Origin of the sequence: Nostoc cf. commune SO-36 (assembly GCF_023734775.1) — a bacterium.
In the GTDB taxonomy this organism is placed as follows: domain Bacteria; phylum Cyanobacteriota; class Cyanobacteriia; order Cyanobacteriales; family Nostocaceae; genus Nostoc; species Nostoc commune_A.
Map to the genome: position 1 here is coordinate 141,088 of NZ_AP025734.1, position 18,616 is coordinate 159,703.

22 protein-coding genes and 1 pseudogene are annotated in these 18,616 nt (G+C 41.6%); 13 read left to right on the forward strand and 10 right to left on the reverse strand.

Translation table 11 applies throughout. The features are described from left to right. Positions 1–128: 128 nt before the first annotated feature. Both ANSO36C_RS32740 and ANSO36C_RS32745 read right to left on the reverse strand, forming a co-directional pair. Complete coding sequence (locus ANSO36C_RS32740; RefSeq protein ID WP_251960779.1) at positions 129–1,757, reverse strand: ATP-binding protein; 1,629 nt, start codon at positions 1,755–1,757, stop codon at positions 129–131. A gap of 10 nt (positions 1,758–1,767) precedes the next feature. Next, positions 1,768–1,929 (reverse strand): hypothetical protein, encoded by a 162-nt coding sequence (locus ANSO36C_RS32745; protein ID WP_251960780.1) that lies wholly within the window; start codon positions 1,927–1,929, stop codon positions 1,768–1,770. A gap of 96 nt (positions 1,930–2,025) precedes the next feature. Between ANSO36C_RS32745 and ANSO36C_RS32750 the strand changes: the two genes are divergently transcribed. The 3 genes from ANSO36C_RS32750 (at position 2,026) to ANSO36C_RS32760 (ending at position 3,760) form a co-directional block, all read left to right on the forward strand. After that, positions 2,026–2,655 (forward strand): primosomal protein, encoded by a 630-nt coding sequence (locus ANSO36C_RS32750; RefSeq protein WP_251960781.1) that lies wholly within the window; start codon positions 2,026–2,028, stop codon positions 2,653–2,655. Positions 2,656–2,829: 174 nt separating this feature from the next. Then, complete coding sequence (locus ANSO36C_RS32755) at positions 2,830–3,261, forward strand: hypothetical protein (RefSeq protein ID WP_251960782.1); 432 nt, start codon at positions 2,830–2,832, stop codon at positions 3,259–3,261. Positions 3,262–3,445: 184 nt separating this feature from the next. After that, a complete protein-coding gene (locus ANSO36C_RS32760) occupies positions 3,446–3,760 on the forward strand; it encodes a hypothetical protein (protein ID WP_251960783.1) in 315 nt (104 codons plus the stop codon). A gap of 78 nt (positions 3,761–3,838) precedes the next feature. On the opposite strand, the gene ANSO36C_RS32765 is transcribed toward ANSO36C_RS32760, so the two are convergent. The 5 genes from ANSO36C_RS32765 to ANSO36C_RS32785 all read right to left on the reverse strand — a co-directional run bounded on the left by ANSO36C_RS32765 (position 3,839) and on the right by ANSO36C_RS32785 (position 8,105). Continuing rightward, entirely contained in the window at positions 3,839–4,384 is a 546-nt protein-coding gene (locus tag ANSO36C_RS32765; RefSeq protein WP_251960784.1) for a hypothetical protein, read from the reverse strand. 151 nt (positions 4,385–4,535) lie between these two features. Further along, positions 4,536–5,321 (reverse strand): DUF2207 domain-containing protein, encoded by a 786-nt coding sequence (locus tag ANSO36C_RS32770; protein WP_251960785.1) that lies wholly within the window; start codon positions 5,319–5,321, stop codon positions 4,536–4,538. 184 nt (positions 5,322–5,505) lie between these two features. Further along, positions 5,506–6,276: a mobilization protein gene (locus ANSO36C_RS32775; protein ID WP_251960786.1), complete on the reverse strand. Its 771-nt coding sequence runs from the start codon at positions 6,274–6,276 to the stop codon at positions 5,506–5,508. 45 nt (positions 6,277–6,321) lie between these two features. Beyond that, positions 6,322–6,960, reverse strand: coding sequence for a hypothetical protein (locus ANSO36C_RS32780; RefSeq protein WP_251960787.1), 639 nt, complete (start codon positions 6,958–6,960; stop codon positions 6,322–6,324). After that, entirely contained in the window at positions 6,957–8,105 is a 1,149-nt protein-coding gene (locus ANSO36C_RS32785; protein ID WP_251960788.1) for a ParM/StbA family protein, read from the reverse strand. The genes ANSO36C_RS32780 and ANSO36C_RS32785 overlap by 4 nt, the downstream gene beginning before the upstream one ends. Positions 8,106–8,837: 732 nt before the next feature. Here ANSO36C_RS32785 and ANSO36C_RS32790 point away from each other — a divergent pair. The 3 genes from ANSO36C_RS32790 (at position 8,838) to ANSO36C_RS32800 (ending at position 12,214) form a co-directional block, all read left to right on the forward strand. Further along, positions 8,838–9,194, forward strand: coding sequence for a plasmid mobilization protein (locus ANSO36C_RS32790; protein WP_251960789.1), 357 nt, complete (start codon positions 8,838–8,840; stop codon positions 9,192–9,194). After that, positions 9,191–10,717 (forward strand): relaxase/mobilization nuclease domain-containing protein, encoded by a 1,527-nt coding sequence (locus ANSO36C_RS32795; RefSeq protein ID WP_251960790.1) that lies wholly within the window; start codon positions 9,191–9,193, stop codon positions 10,715–10,717. The genes ANSO36C_RS32790 and ANSO36C_RS32795 overlap by 4 nt, the downstream gene beginning before the upstream one ends. Positions 10,718–10,858: 141 nt before the next feature. After that, positions 10,859–12,214, forward strand: a complete 1,356-nt coding sequence (locus tag ANSO36C_RS32800; protein WP_251960791.1) for a hypothetical protein — start codon at positions 10,859–10,861, stop codon at positions 12,212–12,214. A 152-nt stretch (positions 12,215–12,366) separates the two neighbouring features. On the opposite strand, the gene ANSO36C_RS32805 is transcribed toward ANSO36C_RS32800, so the two are convergent. Both ANSO36C_RS32805 and ANSO36C_RS32810 read right to left on the reverse strand, forming a co-directional pair. Next, on the reverse strand, positions 12,367–12,990 hold the full coding sequence (locus ANSO36C_RS32805) for a hypothetical protein (protein ID WP_251960792.1): 624 nt from the start codon (positions 12,988–12,990) through the stop codon (positions 12,367–12,369). Positions 12,991–13,045: 55 nt separating this feature from the next. Beyond that, positions 13,046–13,297 carry a hypothetical protein gene (locus ANSO36C_RS32810; RefSeq protein ID WP_251960793.1) on the reverse strand — a complete coding sequence of 84 codons (252 nt, stop codon included), beginning with the start codon at positions 13,295–13,297 and terminating at the stop codon, positions 13,046–13,048. A gap of 164 nt (positions 13,298–13,461) precedes the next feature. Here ANSO36C_RS32810 and ANSO36C_RS32815 point away from each other — a divergent pair, with 164 nt between their 5' ends. Then, entirely contained in the window at positions 13,462–13,629 is a 168-nt protein-coding gene (locus ANSO36C_RS32815) for a hypothetical protein (protein ID WP_251960794.1), read from the forward strand. A gap of 2 nt (positions 13,630–13,631) precedes the next feature. After that, positions 13,632–14,210 carry a siphovirus Gp157 family protein gene (locus ANSO36C_RS32820; RefSeq protein ID WP_251960795.1) on the forward strand — a complete coding sequence of 193 codons (579 nt, stop codon included), beginning with the start codon at positions 13,632–13,634 and terminating at the stop codon, positions 14,208–14,210. Positions 14,211–14,382: 172 nt separating this feature from the next. On the opposite strand, the pseudogene ANSO36C_RS32825 reads toward ANSO36C_RS32820, so the two are convergent. Next, positions 14,383–14,946, reverse strand: a pseudogene (locus ANSO36C_RS32825) (Uma2 family endonuclease). A 125-nt stretch (positions 14,947–15,071) separates the two neighbouring features. Between ANSO36C_RS32825 and ANSO36C_RS32830 the strand changes: the two are divergent. From ANSO36C_RS32830 to ANSO36C_RS32850, 5 genes are all read left to right on the forward strand, one after another. Then, the gene (locus ANSO36C_RS32830) at positions 15,072–15,716 is read left to right on the forward strand and encodes a hypothetical protein (protein ID WP_251960796.1); all 645 of its coding nucleotides are present in this window, start codon (positions 15,072–15,074) and stop codon (positions 15,714–15,716) included. A 5-nt stretch (positions 15,717–15,721) separates the two neighbouring features. Further along, positions 15,722–16,159, forward strand: coding sequence for a hypothetical protein (locus ANSO36C_RS32835; RefSeq protein ID WP_251960797.1), 438 nt, complete (start codon positions 15,722–15,724; stop codon positions 16,157–16,159). Positions 16,160–16,380: 221 nt separating this feature from the next. Further along, the gene (locus ANSO36C_RS32840) at positions 16,381–17,205 is read left to right on the forward strand and encodes a hypothetical protein (protein WP_251960798.1); all 825 of its coding nucleotides are present in this window, start codon (positions 16,381–16,383) and stop codon (positions 17,203–17,205) included. After that, complete coding sequence (locus tag ANSO36C_RS32845; protein WP_251960799.1) at positions 17,178–17,936, forward strand: prokaryotic E2 ligase family D protein; 759 nt, start codon at positions 17,178–17,180, stop codon at positions 17,934–17,936. The genes ANSO36C_RS32840 and ANSO36C_RS32845 overlap by 28 nt, the downstream gene beginning before the upstream one ends. Further along, a complete protein-coding gene (locus ANSO36C_RS32850; RefSeq protein WP_251960800.1) occupies positions 17,920–18,612 on the forward strand; it encodes a hypothetical protein in 693 nt (230 codons plus the stop codon). Before ANSO36C_RS32845 ends, ANSO36C_RS32850 begins: the two co-directional genes overlap by 17 nt. Positions 18,613–18,616 lie beyond the last annotated feature (4 nt).

An 18,616-nucleotide genomic window follows, 5' to 3' on the forward strand; every position in this document is an offset into this window, starting at 1 on the left:
ATACGACACAAGCTGAATTTCAAAAATTACATTTGGCTAACTGAGCTAGGCTTTTTGGCTACTCGATAAGTCTCCTAATTTATCTGTGGTGGACGAGCTTCTCCCCCATTTTTTTGTCGCCAAATTTATCAACCAAATAACTCCCGGTGCTGATAAGCAAATCGAGAAACATCCAGACTAGCCACAGGTTTAGCATAAATAGCCTGATTGCGAATTGCCTGTATCTGTTCTGACTCTCGCTCCATAGCTGGTGTAAATTCTTGTCGCTGTTTCAGCAAATCCTCAAACTCAATTTGCTCTGGTCTACCTTGATAAAAAGCCGACTCAGCACAACGGCGGACTGCATTACCAATTTCTGCTGGGCTGCAAATACGATATTCAGCCAACAACCTACGCCATTGGTCATCACTCCAAGGTGAGTTATTGTCTCGAAAAGCTGGAAAATACTTGGCTAGATGTAGATTGAAAACTTCATATCTTGCCCCTTCATGGGGTAAGTCCACAAAAAAGATATCATCAAAACGACGCACTAATTCCGCAGGTAGCATTTCTAAGCGGTTGACAGTAGCAATAGTATAAACTGGCTCTTGATGCTCTTGCATCCAAGTTAGTAAAGCAGCAGATAGCCGCCGTGCCACACCTCCATCTGCATTGGAGTCCCAGCCTGCAAAGCCTTTATCAAAGTCATCCCAATAAAGTACACAGGGAGCAAGGGAAGTCACCAAAGCAATAAACTCCTTTAATGCTCTGTCGGGATGAGAATCACCCAGTAGTACACCCCAATTAGCTGCTAACAATGGTAATCCCATTTTCTTAGCTGCTAACTTGGCAGAGAGACTTTTACCCGTACCCGGTGGCCCCCATAAGAGCATCCCAGTGGGAAACTTCAATCCATATTGCTGTGCTTTAGGTTGAAGTAGACAGGTAATAGTTTCCAACCTTTTCTCTAGCAAATCTAATCCCCCGGCTGAAGGTACATCCGGTTGGGCAATGTACTCTAAACCCCGTCCCCGCAGTTTGCTAACTTTATGCTCTAGAACTAATTGCGCGATTCCCTCAATCTGTTCTGCAAAACCCAGACATTGCTGTAGTAGCATATTTATCTCGCCTATAGGTAAACCCTGACAGGCACGGAAGAGCAATTGCAGTGCTGATGTTTTTTCTGTTGTCTTTAACCAAGAATTGCGATCGGTTACAGCGCGGCGATCGCACTCCGCAAACTGCTGAAGGCGATGATGGCTACGTCCAACCCAGGCATCACAAAACTGCTCCACAACCATCTGCACCTGCTGTTGGTCTGGAAGTAGATTTGACAGTACAGGAATAAAATGCTGTAATTCTAGAGGTAGTTGAACGTAAGTTTCCAATAACACCCAGTAATGATGTTGCTGACTCCAGAGAGCTTGATGACAGGCATTGAGTAATTGATAGCTACATTTTTGACTTATTTTGCTCCCATCACGCTCATTTAGCACTCCCTCCAGTAAATAAATGCCTGGCTGATATTCCTCCAGAAGATACTGAATAATGTCCCCGTCTTTACCCCTGTCAGTTGACTGTAAGATGTACTGACCTTGATGGTGAATTAATTGCTGTAGTCTACAGTAACCAGGATTCCAGACAAAGACTGACAAAGAACGTTCTTCACCCCAATGGTAAAACTGCTGTAATATCTGCATTCTGTCAGGCGTATGATACTCCATAGCCACAATTGGAGTATTTTGGTTAGCTAGAGTAGGCCAGTCTGTCAACTTCATAAATCTGACTTCAACAACTTACTTTCTCCTTGTAGAGCAAATTTATTACTGATGCTTTAGCCACACGGATAATTATTACTAACGGGTTGGCTATATTTCTTGTGTGAAAAAGAGCGATCGCTTCCAGCACAGCGTTAATTTCAGAAACTACTCCGCCAAAATTCCGGTTCATCTAAAAAAATAGGTTTGAAATTGGAGGGGAATGGATGTGAAAGCCGCGATTGCGGCAAGGAGGTGAAAAATTCACTTCATTAAAGGAAGCTGTAAAATGGCTATCGCTAAAGCTAGAACCAATAACAACAATCGCAATGGAGCTAATGCTAAAACATCTACCAAAACTAATGGCACATCCGCTACAACTAAATCAAAGGTAGCAAATGCTTCACCACAAGAAGAGGCATTTACATTGTTAAAGGAATTGCGGAACCTAATCTTCAAGGAATACGGCGTTAAATTACAACTACGCGATTCCCGTGTTTCCACAAAAATCGGTCATGCAGCGCGTGAAAAACTCGGACTTGACATTGCAGCCCAAGTCAAAAAGAAAGGTGGTAACAAAAAGTTTGATTGGCAGAAATGGAACACCAAATTATTTACTAAATTGTTTGGACAACCAGATGCACTCAAATATGCACCAGAAGTAGTGGCAATTTTCATGGGTATGCTGTATGACACTATCAGCACTGACCCAGAGCAAGCAATAGCAGATTTAGTTGAATTCAACCGGGCATCTCTGGAACGTCGTAATTCTTTCCAAGAACAAGAAGAGGAAGAACTTGACGATTTAGATGACGAACTAGACGAAGACCTGGATGAAGATGAGGAGGATATCGAAGACGAACTCGACGAAGATTTAGATGAAGATGACGAATTAGATGAAGAAGATGAAGACGAGTAAATAATTCTGACTTCTTCTCAGTAATTGACAGAATAATAACCCAAAATAACCATGTATTGCCTCAAACAATACATGGTTGTTTTTTTTGCCGAATAAAGAATTGAAACTGGAGTGAATTGCATCTTTCGATGCTGTTTCTATGAGAAAAATACTAAATATCAAGGAGTAATTCTCATGGTTAACGCTAACGTCCGCAAAACTGCTAAAGCATCACGTAAAATTGAAAGGCATATTCCTGCTTTAGAACGAGTAATGACTTATCAGGAAAAAGTACACCTGATGGTAATTGAAGTATTGCGGGAAGAATCAGGAAGAGAATTAGCAGCAGCAGCCAGATTTAACGGGCAAGAGTTTGATTGGGACAAACACAATTCCCAGTTCCGTAAGGACTATGTAAATACACCATTAAAAGAACTGGTGAATTATGCCCGCAAACTTTACGGCTTGAATAATCTTGATGAAATTCGAGATAGACGTGCTTCTCATAAAGCTGCTCGGTCTAAACGCATGGACGGACTCAATAGTTTGAGTAGTAACTCTGATGACTCGATAAATGACGATTTTGAGCAAGATGAAGATGACGAAGATATAGAAATTGACGATTAATTACAATGCCCTGAATTATCTAATTCGGGGCATTGTAATTACCGCCCACCGCATCCAAAAAACAGAATTGAAGGCAGCGATTGCTGTTGAATTCAAGAAATTCAAAAGTGAACTTTAATTCAGAAGGCATCTGTCGATGCTGTCTAGGTGAGATGTAATAATTCGTTAATCAAAGGATAATCAAATGACTCGTAATCAGCAACAAACAAAAGCTTTGGATCAAGTAATAGGATATCAGGATAAAGTGCGATTAATGGTACTGGAAGTTTTGCGGGAAGAAAGTGGACGAGAACTCGCTGCTCAAGCACGTTTCAATCAGCAAGAGTTTGATTGGAATGAACATAACATTCACTTTCGCCAGGACTATAGCGAAACTCCGATCAATGAACTATTAGCATACGCCAAAAGTCTGTATGGACTGAAAGACTTGGATGCAGTACGGGAGCGGCGCAAAGCTCATAAACAACAACGTACAGCTAGATGGGCTGAAGCTTCATAATTACCTGCTGGCTCTCACAGCAGCCCCACTAAAATGTGGGGTAACTTTTTTGCCCACCCACCCTCAACCGTAAAAGCTTTATTTTACCGAAGATGCAGGTTCGCACCCCACCCCACCAAATGTTGTAATTGTCCGACTGGAAAATTTACTAGTCATTAACTCATAAATCTGCTGGTTTGAAAGTTGAGTTGGTTTGACCTCAACTGTTGGTGCAGTTCCTCCCCTGTTGACCTGAATAATGGAATTAGCCCAATAAAACTGCTGCTGGTCAGGTTGGGAATAAACAGGATAACAGCCTTTTGAGGCGATCGCTAATTTATGCTCTACGCTAGAAACTGATGGCAGAGAAATACCAGCAGGAACTAATTTCACCTCTCCTACTGGCCCCCACAAACGCAATTGTTGATTTACACAACGTTTTCCATTCTTGAGAGGGGCAATGATGTTGCCACAAACTTTAAGATCCACATCATACATCGGCGGATAATCAGGCACAGTTTGAGCTTGTGCTTGAGTCGTATTCCTCTCATCCTTGCCACTGACATTTACAGTAGTAGGGGTACAAGCTGTAACTATACCTCCTATTACCAGCAGCCAAAGCCAGTTAACTTTGTGGTTAAACATCTGCTGAATCCTTTTCTACGATTGAGAAATTGACAACTAATTTTTTAACTTAAACCCCGTCCATTTTGAAACCTGGAGTTTTTAAGGAGAGTGTATTATTCTGTCGTGGCTTGAATTCTGAGCTTTACCTTAATTCCAAAAACTACGGTTTTCAAGGTTGACGCGGTTTAGATACAAACTGGCGCTGATTGGTAGGTGATGTCCATAACGTGCAGAACCCGGATGAGGCTTTTCTGCTACTTGCTCCAATTTCCAGCGTTACTCCCAAACGCTTGACATCCTTAGCACAAGAAAGTTGACCGTTTTGGTCACGACTGAGCAAATCTTGATTCCATTGCATTAGATTGTGAGCAAACTTACCTTCATTACTGGTTGCCCATTCCAAAGCATTGGCTTGGGCTTGTGTGAGTTGGCGTGGCCCAGCAGGATCTAGATGACTAGATTGATACCAGGACATTCCACCTACACTTACTAGTCCACCCACTCCAGCTGCAATTAATAGCAGTATTCCCGCAGCAATTAAAGAGGGAACTGAATGAATAGCACGCTCAAATTCAGTACGCCTAATTAATCCCGTCACAGCCTGAGCGATCGCTTTTTGCTGACCTTTTACTGCTGCCTTTTCATATGTCTGGAGATGGTCATAAAGCTGCGTTTGCCACAGGTCAAACATTGCTTCCATTTCTTTGGGATTGTCTTCCAATAGGACTTGTAGCCTGCCGGTAGCAATCATCATCAGAAATGCTGGGTCATCAGGATCAAGTCCGGTTTGGACTACTATTTCCCAAACCCTAGCTTTAAATGAATCATCTTTACCTCGAATGGCTAAATCTAGTAAAGTTGGGTAAGGAATTTGGCTCAGTCCTTTGCCTCTAGCAGCTACTGAATCCAAAAACTCATCGTCTAAATCGAGTTCTTCAGTGTGAGAATTCCTCATATCTGTATTTGCTTTTAGCTAATTCGCATCCTCGTCCCCCACGCTCATTTGGTAATTTGATTTGATGGTGGGAGATGTCACTGAAACAGTGTTGAGTGCTGAGTAACGAGTGTTGAGTAAAAAAGTAAAATTAATTGCACGGGCTAAACGCCCCGCTATCCATGTACAGCACTCCTGAATTAGATTACTTCTTGGTAGCAACTTTGCCGTTGACATTAGCATCATCAACTTTTTCTGTTGGAGAAGTAATTGAAGCTGCCGGAAGGTTCCAAATTTTAGCTTGATCAATTTCCTCAGAAGCTTTTTTCAGAAAACTGTGTAATCGCTGCTTACCCAATACACCTAACTCTCCATAATCTCTAGCCGCAGAAAAATTTATCTGATTGGCATCAAGGATATCCCGCTCTCGATAGCTGAACTTAGGAAAATTGATGACAGCTACTTTATAAGCTTTGATTAAATCCTGTAAATCCTTACGTCCATCTACGTGTTTCCAGTCATCGCATAAACCACAATTGCGTACAAAGATATGCTTAATCTTGTTTTCAAAGCGTTCAAGAGATTGAATAAATAATTGAACACTGTCATATCCACCACTACAAACAAACCACTTATATATTTTGACCTTATTTTTCCCGGTAATTTCTAGGATTTGATTACGTTCAATCCAATCAGTTACTGCTGGGTATACTTGAGCAGGTAAATTGACAATTACAGAAGTTGTGAGTGCTAAATTAAAAATTTCATCAGCATCATAAGCTTTACGCTCTGATTCGCTAAAAACTGCTATTTTATGATTGTCTGGGTAAAATGCTCCCACGTCTGGATTACTTTGGTCTGCTTCTACCAACTCATAAGAGAGTTTATTGTCAATGCAGTATTGCACCATAACCCGTGCAAATAAAGACTTGCCAACTCCACCTTTTTCACCATCAACGAAGTGAATTGCTGCCATTTTAAATCTCCTTGACAATTTGACTAAATGTGCATTGATAAATACTTAAATATCCTCAAACATATTGTCTGTATCATCATAGAAAGACCCCTCACCAGGAATGAAGGAGTCAGAATCTACTTTGTGTTTTTGCTGGTTGTGATTCTGACTAATGCCATTGCTTTTACTCTTACCTTTAGTACTAGCATTACTATCATTTTCATCATCAATACTACTGCTATTACCAAAGTCTAGACCGAACATAGTAGCAAGCATTTGAGGATTGCTCATAGTGCTTAGAGGTACAGGCAAATCATCACTTGATTTATGTGGTAATTTTAGTGCCATTCGCAAGTAAGCCAAATGTTGCTCCAGGGCATGACAACAAATTAACCCTACTTGATGCATCTCTCGATCGCTAATTCCTACATCGACATTTGCTTGAGCTTGATATGCTAAAGGCAACCAACACATTCTTAATGCCTGTAACACCATCTCTTTGCTAGTACTGACCCCATTCCCCTTTTGCAAATATGTAATTAGCTTCCCATCAACAGTATTTGAGTAAGCACGAAGCCGAAAAGTCAAATTTTTATATTGTCTTTGTTTGTCAGTATTAGTTTCTTCAGACAGTCTGCAACTATTACTACTACTGGGCTGTCTATTATTGTCATTATTTTTGGGTTGTTTTTTATTTGTGGTCATGCTACTTTTTCCATCTGCGCTCTAAACCGCATAAACAAACCAAACGCATCAATCAACCTAAACGACAAAGCTTCCTGCTCTCGGAAAGTGCGGTAATAATCATTACTTTTATCCTTGAATACTTCTTGTACCTGTTGCTGTAAGTCAGCACCCCAATAAGTTGAAATTTCTTGAAAGCAGTCTTGCAACTCTTGCTCTAAGTACAATGCTGCGCCACCACTCAGAATTACCTCGTTCACGGCAGGTAAAGTTGATTCCAGCCAATCGTAAAGCCTAGACCAATACTCAGCTTTAGCAGTAGCAATGGCATTAACAATCATCTGCAATTCATAATCAATATTTTTAGGTTCTCTGCTTTTGACCAGAGTGCGAATTGCTTGGTTGTCAGGTGTGATATCTGAACCGGCTGCATAGATGGCAGAGGTCAAAGCAGTAGCATCCTGTCCAGATGTGCGCTCAATTACTCGCTTTACCATTTGGTGAAAGCCCAGGCCATTGGTGTAACCCGCCGTCATCTTGCCCCGTTCAAATAATAGAAGGCTGGTATTGCGATGCCCGAACATTAGCACTGCAATGGTTTGGGCGTTGAACCATTCTTTACCATTCTGGCGTTGGCGAATCATTGCCAATCCCGCACCTTCGGGTAAGCACTCGAATCGCTCCAGTTTCACCCGTAACCTTTGACCCCGAAACCTAAAATCCTTGAGTGCAGACTGCAACTGTTGCTCAAATGCTTGGCGATTTTGATATTCACCATAAGGCAGTAGTGAGGTCAGTGATAGTGAAAACCTGTTAGGCAATTTGTTGTGTTGAGCGATCGCACCAATAACCGCCAAGGCTTTGTGAATTGAGGTTTCGTACTTGAGCTTATCGAGTCTAGCAGATGCTGAAAACTGCCGTGCGAGGAATCCAACTACCGTACATTGTGTATCACCATCCGCAGGATTTGACACCCAGGCTTCATCTGCTGGTTTAGAAGATTCAAGACCCTTGCGACTTGACATATAAGCGTCAATCGAACTTTGAGGCAACTTCAGCATCTCTGGTTCCATTGTCATCAAACATGGTTTGCCTTCAGTTGCTAGTTCGTAAACAATCTTGGTCAAGGAAGCACCAGGGTCAAAACTGACTATCAGGTTTGACATTGATTGTGGTTTACCTAAAAGCTTTCCTTTAAGTTAAGTGCAAATATAAATCATGCCAATCTACCCACTGACTATTTTTATAAGGCGAAAAATTAGCCCATTGGTTATTTTTTTGCTGCATTTTCTCAAGTGGTCATTTTTATGTTATTGAATTCGATTCAAAAATACGCCACTCAAATGCCAATTCAACGCCACTTAAGCGTCACTTGAGTGCCAATTCAATCCCAATTAAGCGCCAATTCAACGCCACTGCATACAGTATGTATATATTTTTATTATCAATAAGCTTATTTGTTGACAATAAAATGGTCAAAAAATGCCAATTAAGTGCCACTTAAATGCCAACTCAATGCCATTCATGTTTTTAATTTGAGCAGCCCAAAAAAACCTTTGGTGAGTAGCAAGCTATGTTGCTGTCCGGACATTTTTTCTGGGGAGAAAAAACGCACCCCCCAGGTGCGGCAACAAACTTGCCCTCCTTTCACGGTTCCCCTACCTCAGTAGGTCAACCACCGTGACAGAGGGGAAGATGATACGAAAAATCTCTTTAAGAGTTTAGCTTGGAAAATTTCTGCAAGGTTTGGGCGGATTAGCTTTTTAATTGCGCGATCACATTCCATTATCTCGCGTCGCATCTTGCTATTGAACCAGAATCGTAAGTAACCGCTTGGTCAATGACAAATGATAATGCTGTCGTCAAACTTAAAATAGCTAATCACTAATGCATCAATAATGCGACAGAAACGCTCACACAGGATAGACATTAGACTGACTTTGGCAGAATACGAGAAAGCACAGTTAATGGCAGATGAAAATAATCTCACTATGAGTGAGTTGTTTCGTGCCAAGACTCTGAAAAATAGATTACCCAGGCGTGTCACCAAAGTAGCAGGCCAAACTTACTGGGAGTTGGGGAAAATAGGTAACAACCTCAACCAAATAGCTAAAGCAATCAATACTTCAGTACTCATGGGAGAACCTGTGGTCGTAGATAGAGCATTGTTGTCACAGGTAAGAGATTTGGTGAAACAGGTTCGCCGAGAGATTGCTGAAATTGATTTAATTACTGATTTACAAGATGAAGCATGATTGGCAAGCACATCAAAGGTAAAAGTTTTCGGGGACTGCTAAACTACCTCTTTGGCAAAGATGGAGCAAGACAAATCGGTGGGAATATGGAAGGAACAAACCCACGCGAACTAGCAGCTGAATTTGGTATATCTCGAAGATTAAACCCGAAGGTGAGCAGGGCTGTTTATCATGCTTCTCTCAGTTTGGCCCATAAAGAGAGTTTAGATGATGAGACTTGGGATGAAATCGCCCAAAAGTATCTGCAAGCAATGGGTTTTGATATGAACCAATATGTCGTAGTGCGGCATACTGACCGTACTCATGAACACATACATATTGCTGCCAGTCGCATTCAATTAGATGGCACTACAGTTTCTGATAGCTGGGACGATCGCAGAAGTGAAGCGGTAATTCGCAAGTTGGAGCAGGAATACAATTTGCAATCGGTGCAACCAAGTTGGGAAAAAGATAAGCACAGTCCAACTACTGGCGAACGTAGGCACATTGCCAGAACTGGAGAGGAAAGCGTTAGAGTGAGACTTCAGCGATCGCTCGACCAAGCAACAAACGACCATCCCACTATGCCAGAGTTAATAGAGCGATGCCTTCGGCCGGCTTCGCCAACGCAACAACAAGGTATTAATGTCCGCGTTGGTTATACTCGCATGGGCAAAGTCAAAGGCATTAGTTACCAACTTGATGGTGTGGCTTTTAGTGGTACGCATCTCGGTAAAGCATATACCTTTCCCGGTTTACAAAAGCATCGAGGTGTAAACTACAGTCCCAAGCGGGATGACAAACGCATCCAAAAACTGATGGAGCAAGCTGTTGAAAATCCCACACTAACAGTGCCCCCAAAACAAGATGACAAACGCACAAAGAAACTGATAGAGCAAACTGTTGAAAATACTGTGTCCTCTGTTTTTCAGACAAACTCCTTGTCTATACCAGAACCAACAAACTGGGAGCAAATACGCCTAAACTTAAGCCAGCAGTATAATTTACCTAATTCTCTGCTCACAGAACTGTATGAAAAGGGTTGGCTCTATGCAAGTCTTGCAGGTCAAGCAATATTTGTAGAACGCACACTCGATGATCTTCCAACTCTTGCCAAGCAGCTAGAACCAACAGGTAACTTCACCGCTATTCCCCTTAACTCTGAGACGGCGAAAAATGGTAGCTTCTGGATTGCTACAGATCCCACAGTAAAAAGAGCAGTGTTACTAAGTGACCCGATTGAAGTTCTCTCTGTCATTGCCTTAGAATCAGCTGTTGACAAAGAAAAGCGCAAACCTACATTGTATTGGAGTGTAGGCGATAGCGAGCAATTACCTCTAGAATTTTTGCGAGCGATCGATACAGTAGTCATCGCTTTTAAAGATAATGAGAAAATTGAGGACTTGATAGCTGAGATACTGGCTGAACTACCCCAAGCCAAACAAGTTTCTCCCGGTGAAGCAGGCTGGAATGGGATGTTAACTAACAATCACTTGCAACCCAACCAAAGCCGAATACCAGAGCTTCAAAATTGGGAACTTTGATATCAGTTATCATTTTTTCCTGAGTGAGCCAAGCTAATTAAAGGTTTCAGGCAAAAATTTATGTAAGTAAAATGTGAAGAAGCTGGTTCTAGCGCAGCTAACGCCACTTAGAGAGGGATAAACTCTCTAGGCGTAACTGCCATGACCTTCAATCCCAGAGAAACAACTATTAAATTTCTCAGACAAATAGGCTTTACCACCGGAACCAAAATTTGGCTCAGAATTTCTTGGGACTTGCCTACAGACCTAATACCCGAAAATTGGAATAACTACTGCCGCAATGGTCAATTTGTCTACTCCCACTACATTCTCTGTGGTAAAATCACCCAGCAAGGATTTCAACTCTACTGTTGCACTTATGGAGGTCGAGACAAACAGGGCAACACTTGCTGGCGATTGACACCTAAACGATATGCTGATGGTTGGGCATTGGCATTTAAAATGTCATCCCTTGGTGCTACAGTTAGCTTTTACCCCAACCAACCAGACAAGGGAATCAGTAATCAGCACGTCAGTCAATGCCAATGTTTATTCTACGAAATTGATGATTTGGCATTGAGTGAGCAGCGACAAGCTCTAGATTGGCTAAAGGACGAAATCAACTTGGAACCCGCCGCCGTAGTTTATACAGGTGGGAAATCCTTGCACGTTTACTTTAAATGCAGCCATTCCTTGAATCCTGCTGAATGGCTGTACCTCAATCGCCAACTGACGATTATCCAAAACGCAGATCCAGCCATTTGTAATTTGGCTCGTTCCATGAGACTGCCGGGTATGGTTCGCAGACGGGTGGTGGATGGAATATTGAGTGCAACTATCCCTATTACCCTAGAAAATTGGTCAAACTGTCAGTACAACCTGGAAGAGCTAGAAATCGCATTTGATTCTACAGCCTTATTTCCCTATGAACTTTCTGAGCAACGTTGGCACAAGTGGGTGCAGCTTCTCCATCAGGCGAAAAATGGAGAAGTTATCGATCCACAAACAGCGTTACTGCAACGTTCTATTACTGCACCTCGCCCAACCTTACATTGCCGACGAGGGACAGTAACACAGGCTACAACCAGAGATAATAGCTCATCTCTTAAACAACTACGCGCTAGCGGAGTGTCTGTTCCTTTATCTATCTGTTTAACGAAGAGCGATCGCACTTTACTAACTTATGGCGAATCTGAGGGAAACAGAAACAATTCTGGCTACAAATTAGCTCGTAATCTACTAGGTACATCTAATTTACTTACCAGACACCGAATCGCTTATCATCCCGAACCACGCCAACTATTTGATCGATATTGCGATCGCTGTATACCTCCACTTGAACCAACTGAGGCGGATACAATTTGGCACAGTGCGAATAAAACAACAGCCTTTGCCAGTCGGGACTTTGGCTCAATTGTCATGAGCATTCGTGAGTGGAAGTCACACCGCAAATCAAAAAAGCAATGCGTAAGAAAACCAAAAAGATTAGTTAATGCGAGATTGACAAAATCGATGTAACACCCTTCCAATCCTTTACCTATAATCTACCGTGTACATCTATGTCTGTACAAGATTAAAACGGTTTCAAAGACTTGTGTGTACACGGTAGCTCCATTCTGGAGAGACTATATGACTATTAAAAATGAGTATTAAAGGTACTATCTCTAGTTCTAATTTCCCATTTTTGGTAAATAAGACTGACGATAATTGTTCTTAGCCATCAGCCTAGCCTCACGCTTTGTCCACTGTTTCTGCAAAGGAACATCAGCTAATCTTTGCAATAACATGAATACACTATCATCTCCAGTCAACCGAGCGATGATTTGAGCGATCGCCTTACAACAACTCCAAGGATGACGCACTACCTGAACTTCTGCAAATCTCACCACACCCCAATTGCGCTCTAAGAAAAAACGGTTACGGATTTTATCGTCATCAACATCAACGCAGTGGTGAGGTTTACCTGTATCTCCAGCATAAGGTTCATCAATCTCAATATCGAGAGCTAACCCAGAAAACCGATGATAAAGGATAAAATCAGCCGAGTAACGTCGAGGCGAACCAGGAATTTCAAATTCCACCGCTTGACAGATAAGATTCTCTAGAAACGCACACAGTAAATGGCGAAAAAATTGCTTTTCACTGACACCTTGCTTGGCCGTACCATTTCCATTTGGTAATTGAACGCATCCTTGAAATGAAGCTTTCAGATGCTCCCGACTTGTAGAATCTTTAGTGTATAAACGTCTCACTAGTGGTGGATAAAGAATAATTGGATAGTACCCAGTAAACATAACCACACGTTTATTAAACTTTTACCAATAAAAAAGAACAAAATCAAGACAATAACTAGAAATTATCTAATCTAATATCCTTACAAATATCAGAAACTTGCCATCCAGTTTTACCAACAGAAAGCACTACAGGATTATCACGCGCTGGAATATAGTTAAGTTCCTTATTTGCTACACCTCTTTCTGGCTTTTCTTCAACCATTGGTTCTTTTATATTAATAGTATCAATTTGAAAATTTGGTTCTTTTGTTTCCTCTGTGATTTTTGTTTCTTGGAGTAGCTTTTCCGATTTTTTGATAATTTTCATACTTATTTGCAGTTTTGACGATTAATCTTGACAAAATAACGACTATATGGCATACAATTAATTTCTAAAGTTCTGGGATAATACCAACACAGATAGATGCGCTATCGCGCCAAAATTGATGGCGTTACACAACTAGAACAATGCGACAATTAACAGCAATTTTAATGAAACTAAAACATAAATTTGTTGCTCCTCCCATTTCAAGTCCTCAACCTACACAAGAGGTCACTTCCAATTTATCTTTCAATACTAATTTAGATTTAGGCACTATAGCTATCTTAGAACAGATTGAAGCTGAATATGAATACTACCAAACTTGTGAGGAGTGGTAGTCATGAATTTAGCACTCGCTCAACAATCCTTAGCAGGACTTTCCCAAACTGCTGCTCATCTCTGGGAACAGCTAACCAATTGCCAGACTCCTGAAGAGGAAGCTGCTATCATCACCGCTATTTGGAAAACTCAGAAAGTTCAGGAAGAAGTTGTTGATATCCAAGCAGAACTGGCATTACAACTGGATGCTGAAATAGCGGCTATTAAGCAACGACTAGAACATCTAAAATCTGTACATCAATCAGCACTCTTGAGACTAGAACGCTGGCGACAAAAATTAGATGAAACTATTTTAGAACAAACCGCTGCCGGAATTCTACCTGAGCAAATGATTGGTAATTCACTTCGCATCACAATTCAAGAAAATCCGCCAAGTTGTGAAGTGCTGATAGATGCAGAACAATTGTCTCCAAAATACCGCAGAGAAAAGACTGTTTACTCAGCAGACAAGAAAGCTATCATTGCTGCTTGGAAGAAAGGTATTCCTGTAGATGGCACTCACATCCAGCGTAAGCGCCGAGTTCTCTATGCTTTGACAGCAACAGCAATTCACGACTTCAAAGACTCGCTTTTAACTTAGCAATAGCTTTAACTAACTTATCAGCCAACAGCAGGAATTTTACTGTTTTGTTGGCTGCTGATTATAACTCTTTTTTGACACTTAAGTAGGTTAGCACTATGAAAGTCAAATATGTTGAAACGTAACTGAATTAAGCTTAGTTTCTAAAATAAATAGTGTTCCATCTGTTTCTCTAACTGCTCATTTTTAGCCAACAAAACACCTGAGCAACAGTTAACTCCAAGTTTATCCCGGCTAACACTGGCAGACGCTCATCACCCTGTAAAAGTTCTGGTTGTTGATTTGGACGAAAGACCAAAATAGAACGATCTTCTGGATCTATCAACCAACCTAATTGGCAACCATGATCTAAGCAATAAAGAATATTGCCTGTGACTCGATTTGAACTTTGTTCTGGGGAAAGAATTTCAATTGTCCAGTCTGGAGAAAGCAGAAAATCGTTGGGTGCTTCCCCATCAGCAGCAAAGGAAATACGCGACCAGTTGAAAACCGCTACATCAGGTACTACAGAACGGATACCAAAACTACAGCGCAGTTCTGGAAAGGCCTAAGCAACATGAAGGCTTTCGGCAACATCATTGATACTGTTGCACAGCCTTAACTGTAATCGGCTATGCTTCCCTTTTGGCCTTGGCTTGGTGATAATCTCACCATTAATATAAATGCTTGTAGGCTTTGTTTCTGGTAGCTTGAGAAACTCCTCCAGGGTCAGGGATTGGGTAATTACCGTAGACATGGCTCAGTCGAGAAAAGCAAACGGGATATGTTTTTAGTCTAGCAGTACCCTACTCTCAAAAACAGTTTTTGCTTCTGGCTACCGCCATAAATGTTTGCACACCAGTTAACAAGGCCAAAAAAGCTATGACCACAAAATGGCTAACACCAGAACAAGCCATTGTCAAAGCCAACCTCACTGTTACATCTGAAACTTTAAAATCTTACATTTCAGAACAACAGGGAAAAACCACTGCTGAAGAACAATTCCAAGCTTTAGGATTGCTATTTGACAGGGAACGCTTGCGTGCAGGTAAACCTAACTTTTTGCAATTTTTAGAACCCGTAAGTGATGAAAATAACTACGCCGAAGATGAAATCGACTCTCATCAGTTAGACGACGATTACATAGAAACATCTGCTACCAACAAGATAAATCAACTAGAACCATTTATTTTCGAGCAATGCAAAGTTCAAATTGTCATCACTTTACTACCTATAGAACAAACAGGAGATAGACCTGTAATGATTGCTGCCAGCAGTCACGGTGATTTCCCTGTAGTTACCATGCTCAAACAAGAAGAACTCGGTGATTTACCATCTGCAATTGTTCAACTACTGGACGAACTGAAAGCTGATTTTCCTAATCGCCAAATTCGCCGGAATGTAACCCAGACTCAAGCTGTTAAAACCAATAAACCGTCCACTGCCCAGACTCCAATTCGCACTCAAGCTGCTAGCTCAGATACTACTAAACCAGCAAGTAATACTACGCAAATCTCACTGTTTTAAATGCCATGACTACTACAAATACCAACAAATTACTTGTTATCTACGAAGGTCAACAACACTGGATTCCAGAAGCGATCGCCATTAATGACCAATTACTACGGGATGCCTTCACTCCTCTTTGCGCTGAACTGGCAAACGCAGACATTGAGCGGAAACCAGGAGAACCCATTCACATCATCAAGAAACCCGGTAAAAAAGGTACTTCTTCTCTAGATTGCTTGATAGTAGCCCCTGAAGAAATCAACCCCGCAGTCCAAATGTGCTACCAAATGCGTCAACGTCAGATCATTACTGGAATTGACTGGCAAAATGCAGCACAGCTATCAGTTCAAATTGAAGAAGCGATCGCATCTGGGACAGAATTTTCAAAAGAACTCAACCAAACCCTAAAATCTCTAAGAGCCTGCACTCTCACATCTAGCGTTATCCCTGAAGGTTTTTGAGTGCTTACAAAAGGGTTTGGAAATTGACTTGAGAGATAAATTATTGTCCACATTACAGCATACAGCAGTTTGCATTTCCACTGAAGTATACCCCACACTTTGCTTCCGTCTCCTCTTTAATTCCAACAATCCAGGAAATACGATTACGCACCCAGCATACCCCACACTTTGCTTCCGTCTCCTCTTTAATTCCAACCCCATAAGAACGAGTTGCACTAAGTATGTCTCACCTCGTACCCATCAGCATGGCAGAGGCAATTTACAGTCTTTATCAGTGCCAATTTACCTTAGATGCCACAGAATCACTCGATTATCTGGAAACCCAACTCAACATCTACTCCTTACTAGCACTGTATCAGCATTACTTTCCCACCGAATGGGCAGCCAGCCAAGCTACTATTTACCCACCTACAGATGTAGATTGCCATAGTCCTAGAGAAATAGAATTCATTGTACTGATTTACACTCATCTGTTTCCGTTATCCCACTGGACTATAGAAACAGCCTACGAACAAAGATTGCACAGCATTCCTATTACCACAATGGGTATTGACTGGACAATGGATGGAGAAATTGAACATCTCAAAGATGGTTGGCAGCTACTTTTACCCTTTAGCAATGATGGCCGCCGTTGGCTTGATGACATTAACCCAGAAGGCAGTGAGTGGTTTGATAGTGAATTTGCAATTTACGGAATTACATACAGTGACATCGACCACCCAGACGAAATTGACCAAAAACAACTGAAACGGCAGTGCTATCAGTCACATAACCCTTTAAAATTTCTGCCTCTAGCTTTAAGGCTCCTAGATCATGAAACCAAAAACGTTTGGCTAGACGAGTACGCAAACGATTATTACTACCAACCTGACAGCACATCTCTGCCTTGGTCAAAAGCATCAATTAACTTCCTGACCAGAAAATGGCAGCAAGCCAGCCGAATGCTGAACTGTGCAACCGATTTAATTGATTGGCTAGAAGCAGACTTGAAACCTCATGCTCAAATCATACTAAAACTATGGAAACAAGCATCGAAACCACATTAAACGACACTACATCCACAGCAATTCTATCCGGCGAGATTCTACGAGCAATTTTGGCAGACCCTCCCCGGAAATCTCCAGTCATTCAAGCAGAATTGCTATTTCTGGATGGTATTTATATATTTCACCACCGAGACAAAGAAATTCCCGAAGCTCATATTTACAAATGTATCTCACCCGCAGCCCTGAGAACTGCCTTCAGCAATGAACCCATTGATACCGGTTGGATGGAACCGGGAATTGTGCGTTGGGGTACGGGTAGTACAGACACATATTTGGTAAAATTCATACCACCAGCCAATTATACAATTAACTGCGATGAACTCGGTTCTTTAACTGTTCCGCTACCTGCAATGGTGTTTGTGGGCAAGGGATTAAAATATTGGGTTTGGGCAATTAAAGACAAGGAATTTACTCCTCAATCACCAGCCTTTCATGTGCCATTACCGAATGTCTATAGTTCTGGACAAGTGTGCTGGGGAGTGAACGAACCACCTGCTGCTAATGGTCTATCAATTAACCATGCTTGGAATTTGTTTATTTCCAGTATTTTCACCAACCATTTAACAATAAGGAAGTCACAAAAATACCGCAACGATGTTCGTCAGCAACTTCTAAAACTGCACAAAAGATGCAGACGTTCAACCTATCCTGTATCTGACCTTGTGCCTATCGGCAATCAAAAAAGTGTTGCTATGCTTGTGCAGGAAATCCTTGATGAACCCATTGCTTGAAGGCATTATTGGTTACAAAATTGTCACAGATTCATCTCTGCCAACACACACCAGCAGTGGACTAGAGTACCTTTATGCCGGAAATGGTATCTTTGCTAGAGCCATTCGTCCTGGCATAGAGGTATTAATGCCTATTTGCTTGTGTTACCAAAGTATCAAAGGGCTACCTCACCTAACACCTTATCTCAAAGTCACTCCCTTAATTCCCAAACCGCTGCTACTGGAAATGTGGCGGTTGAGTTATCAAGCTGGCAATCAATTTCATGAAATTCTCTTTCACCTCCACTGTACTGATGCAGGCTGGGATTTACAAGTCCCAGAGCAAATTCAAACTCCAACTAGCTGCCAGCCAACTCATTCTGGCAGTGACTCTTCCCACCAGAAAGCGGCTGTAGACATCCATTCCCACAGTTCCTTACCTGCCTTTTTCTCTACCACTGATAATGCTGATGAATCTGGCTTTCGCATTTATGGAGTACTAGGTAGAATTAATACTCTCAAACCAGAGATTAAAATCCGGGTTGGACTGTTTTGCCACTATTGGGATGTACCTGCTAGAGCAGTGTTTGACATTGACCCAGACTTTTTTATGGTTGATGTCTCACTTTCATCTGGCTGCAAATTTTACAGTACCGATGTACTGCCTATTAACGTGATGGAAAAGCTATGGAGGTGAATTT

What these genes read in the sequence shown, in the direction of transcription:
- ANSO36C_RS32770 (WP_251960785.1), bottom strand. Translation starts at nt 5,321, where the DNA reads ATGAGGAATTCTCACACTGAAGAACTCGATTTAGACGATGAGTTTTTG.
- ANSO36C_RS32845 (WP_251960799.1), top strand. Translation starts at nt 17,178, where the DNA reads ATGGAAACAAGCATCGAAACCACATTAAACGACACTACATCCACAGCA.
- ANSO36C_RS32740 (WP_251960779.1), bottom strand. Translation starts at nt 1,757, where the DNA reads ATGAAGTTGACAGACTGGCCTACTCTAGCTAACCAAAATACTCCAATT.
- ANSO36C_RS32850 (WP_251960800.1), top strand. Translation starts at nt 17,920, where the DNA reads ATGAACCCATTGCTTGAAGGCATTATTGGTTACAAAATTGTCACAGAT.
- ANSO36C_RS32820 (WP_251960795.1), top strand. Translation starts at nt 13,632, where the DNA reads ATGAATTTAGCACTCGCTCAACAATCCTTAGCAGGACTTTCCCAAACT.
- ANSO36C_RS32805 (WP_251960792.1), bottom strand. Translation starts at nt 12,990, where the DNA reads ATGTTTACTGGGTACTATCCAATTATTCTTTATCCACCACTAGTGAGA.
- ANSO36C_RS32780 (WP_251960787.1), bottom strand. Translation starts at nt 6,960, where the DNA reads ATGACCACAAATAAAAAACAACCCAAAAATAATGACAATAATAGACAG.
- ANSO36C_RS32795 (WP_251960790.1), top strand. Translation starts at nt 9,191, where the DNA reads ATGATTGGCAAGCACATCAAAGGTAAAAGTTTTCGGGGACTGCTAAAC.
- ANSO36C_RS32830 (WP_251960796.1), top strand. Translation starts at nt 15,072, where the DNA reads ATGACCACAAAATGGCTAACACCAGAACAAGCCATTGTCAAAGCCAAC.
- ANSO36C_RS32835 (WP_251960797.1), top strand. Translation starts at nt 15,722, where the DNA reads ATGACTACTACAAATACCAACAAATTACTTGTTATCTACGAAGGTCAA.
- ANSO36C_RS32785 (WP_251960788.1), bottom strand. Translation starts at nt 8,105, where the DNA reads ATGTCAAACCTGATAGTCAGTTTTGACCCTGGTGCTTCCTTGACCAAG.
- ANSO36C_RS32840 (WP_251960798.1), top strand. Translation starts at nt 16,381, where the DNA reads ATGTCTCACCTCGTACCCATCAGCATGGCAGAGGCAATTTACAGTCTT.
- ANSO36C_RS32790 (WP_251960789.1), top strand. Translation starts at nt 8,838, where the DNA reads ATGCGACAGAAACGCTCACACAGGATAGACATTAGACTGACTTTGGCA.
- ANSO36C_RS32800 (WP_251960791.1), top strand. Translation starts at nt 10,859, where the DNA reads ATGACCTTCAATCCCAGAGAAACAACTATTAAATTTCTCAGACAAATA.
- ANSO36C_RS32775 (WP_251960786.1), bottom strand. Translation starts at nt 6,276, where the DNA reads ATGGCAGCAATTCACTTCGTTGATGGTGAAAAAGGTGGAGTTGGCAAG.
- ANSO36C_RS32810 (WP_251960793.1), bottom strand. Translation starts at nt 13,297, where the DNA reads ATGAAAATTATCAAAAAATCGGAAAAGCTACTCCAAGAAACAAAAATC.
- ANSO36C_RS32765 (WP_251960784.1), bottom strand. Translation starts at nt 4,384, where the DNA reads ATGTTTAACCACAAAGTTAACTGGCTTTGGCTGCTGGTAATAGGAGGT.
- ANSO36C_RS32745 (WP_251960780.1), bottom strand. Translation starts at nt 1,929, where the DNA reads ATGAACCGGAATTTTGGCGGAGTAGTTTCTGAAATTAACGCTGTGCTG.
- ANSO36C_RS32760 (WP_251960783.1), top strand. Translation starts at nt 3,446, where the DNA reads ATGACTCGTAATCAGCAACAAACAAAAGCTTTGGATCAAGTAATAGGA.
- ANSO36C_RS32815 (WP_251960794.1), top strand. Translation starts at nt 13,462, where the DNA reads ATGAAACTAAAACATAAATTTGTTGCTCCTCCCATTTCAAGTCCTCAA.
- ANSO36C_RS32755 (WP_251960782.1), top strand. Translation starts at nt 2,830, where the DNA reads ATGGTTAACGCTAACGTCCGCAAAACTGCTAAAGCATCACGTAAAATT.
- ANSO36C_RS32750 (WP_251960781.1), top strand. Translation starts at nt 2,026, where the DNA reads ATGGCTATCGCTAAAGCTAGAACCAATAACAACAATCGCAATGGAGCT.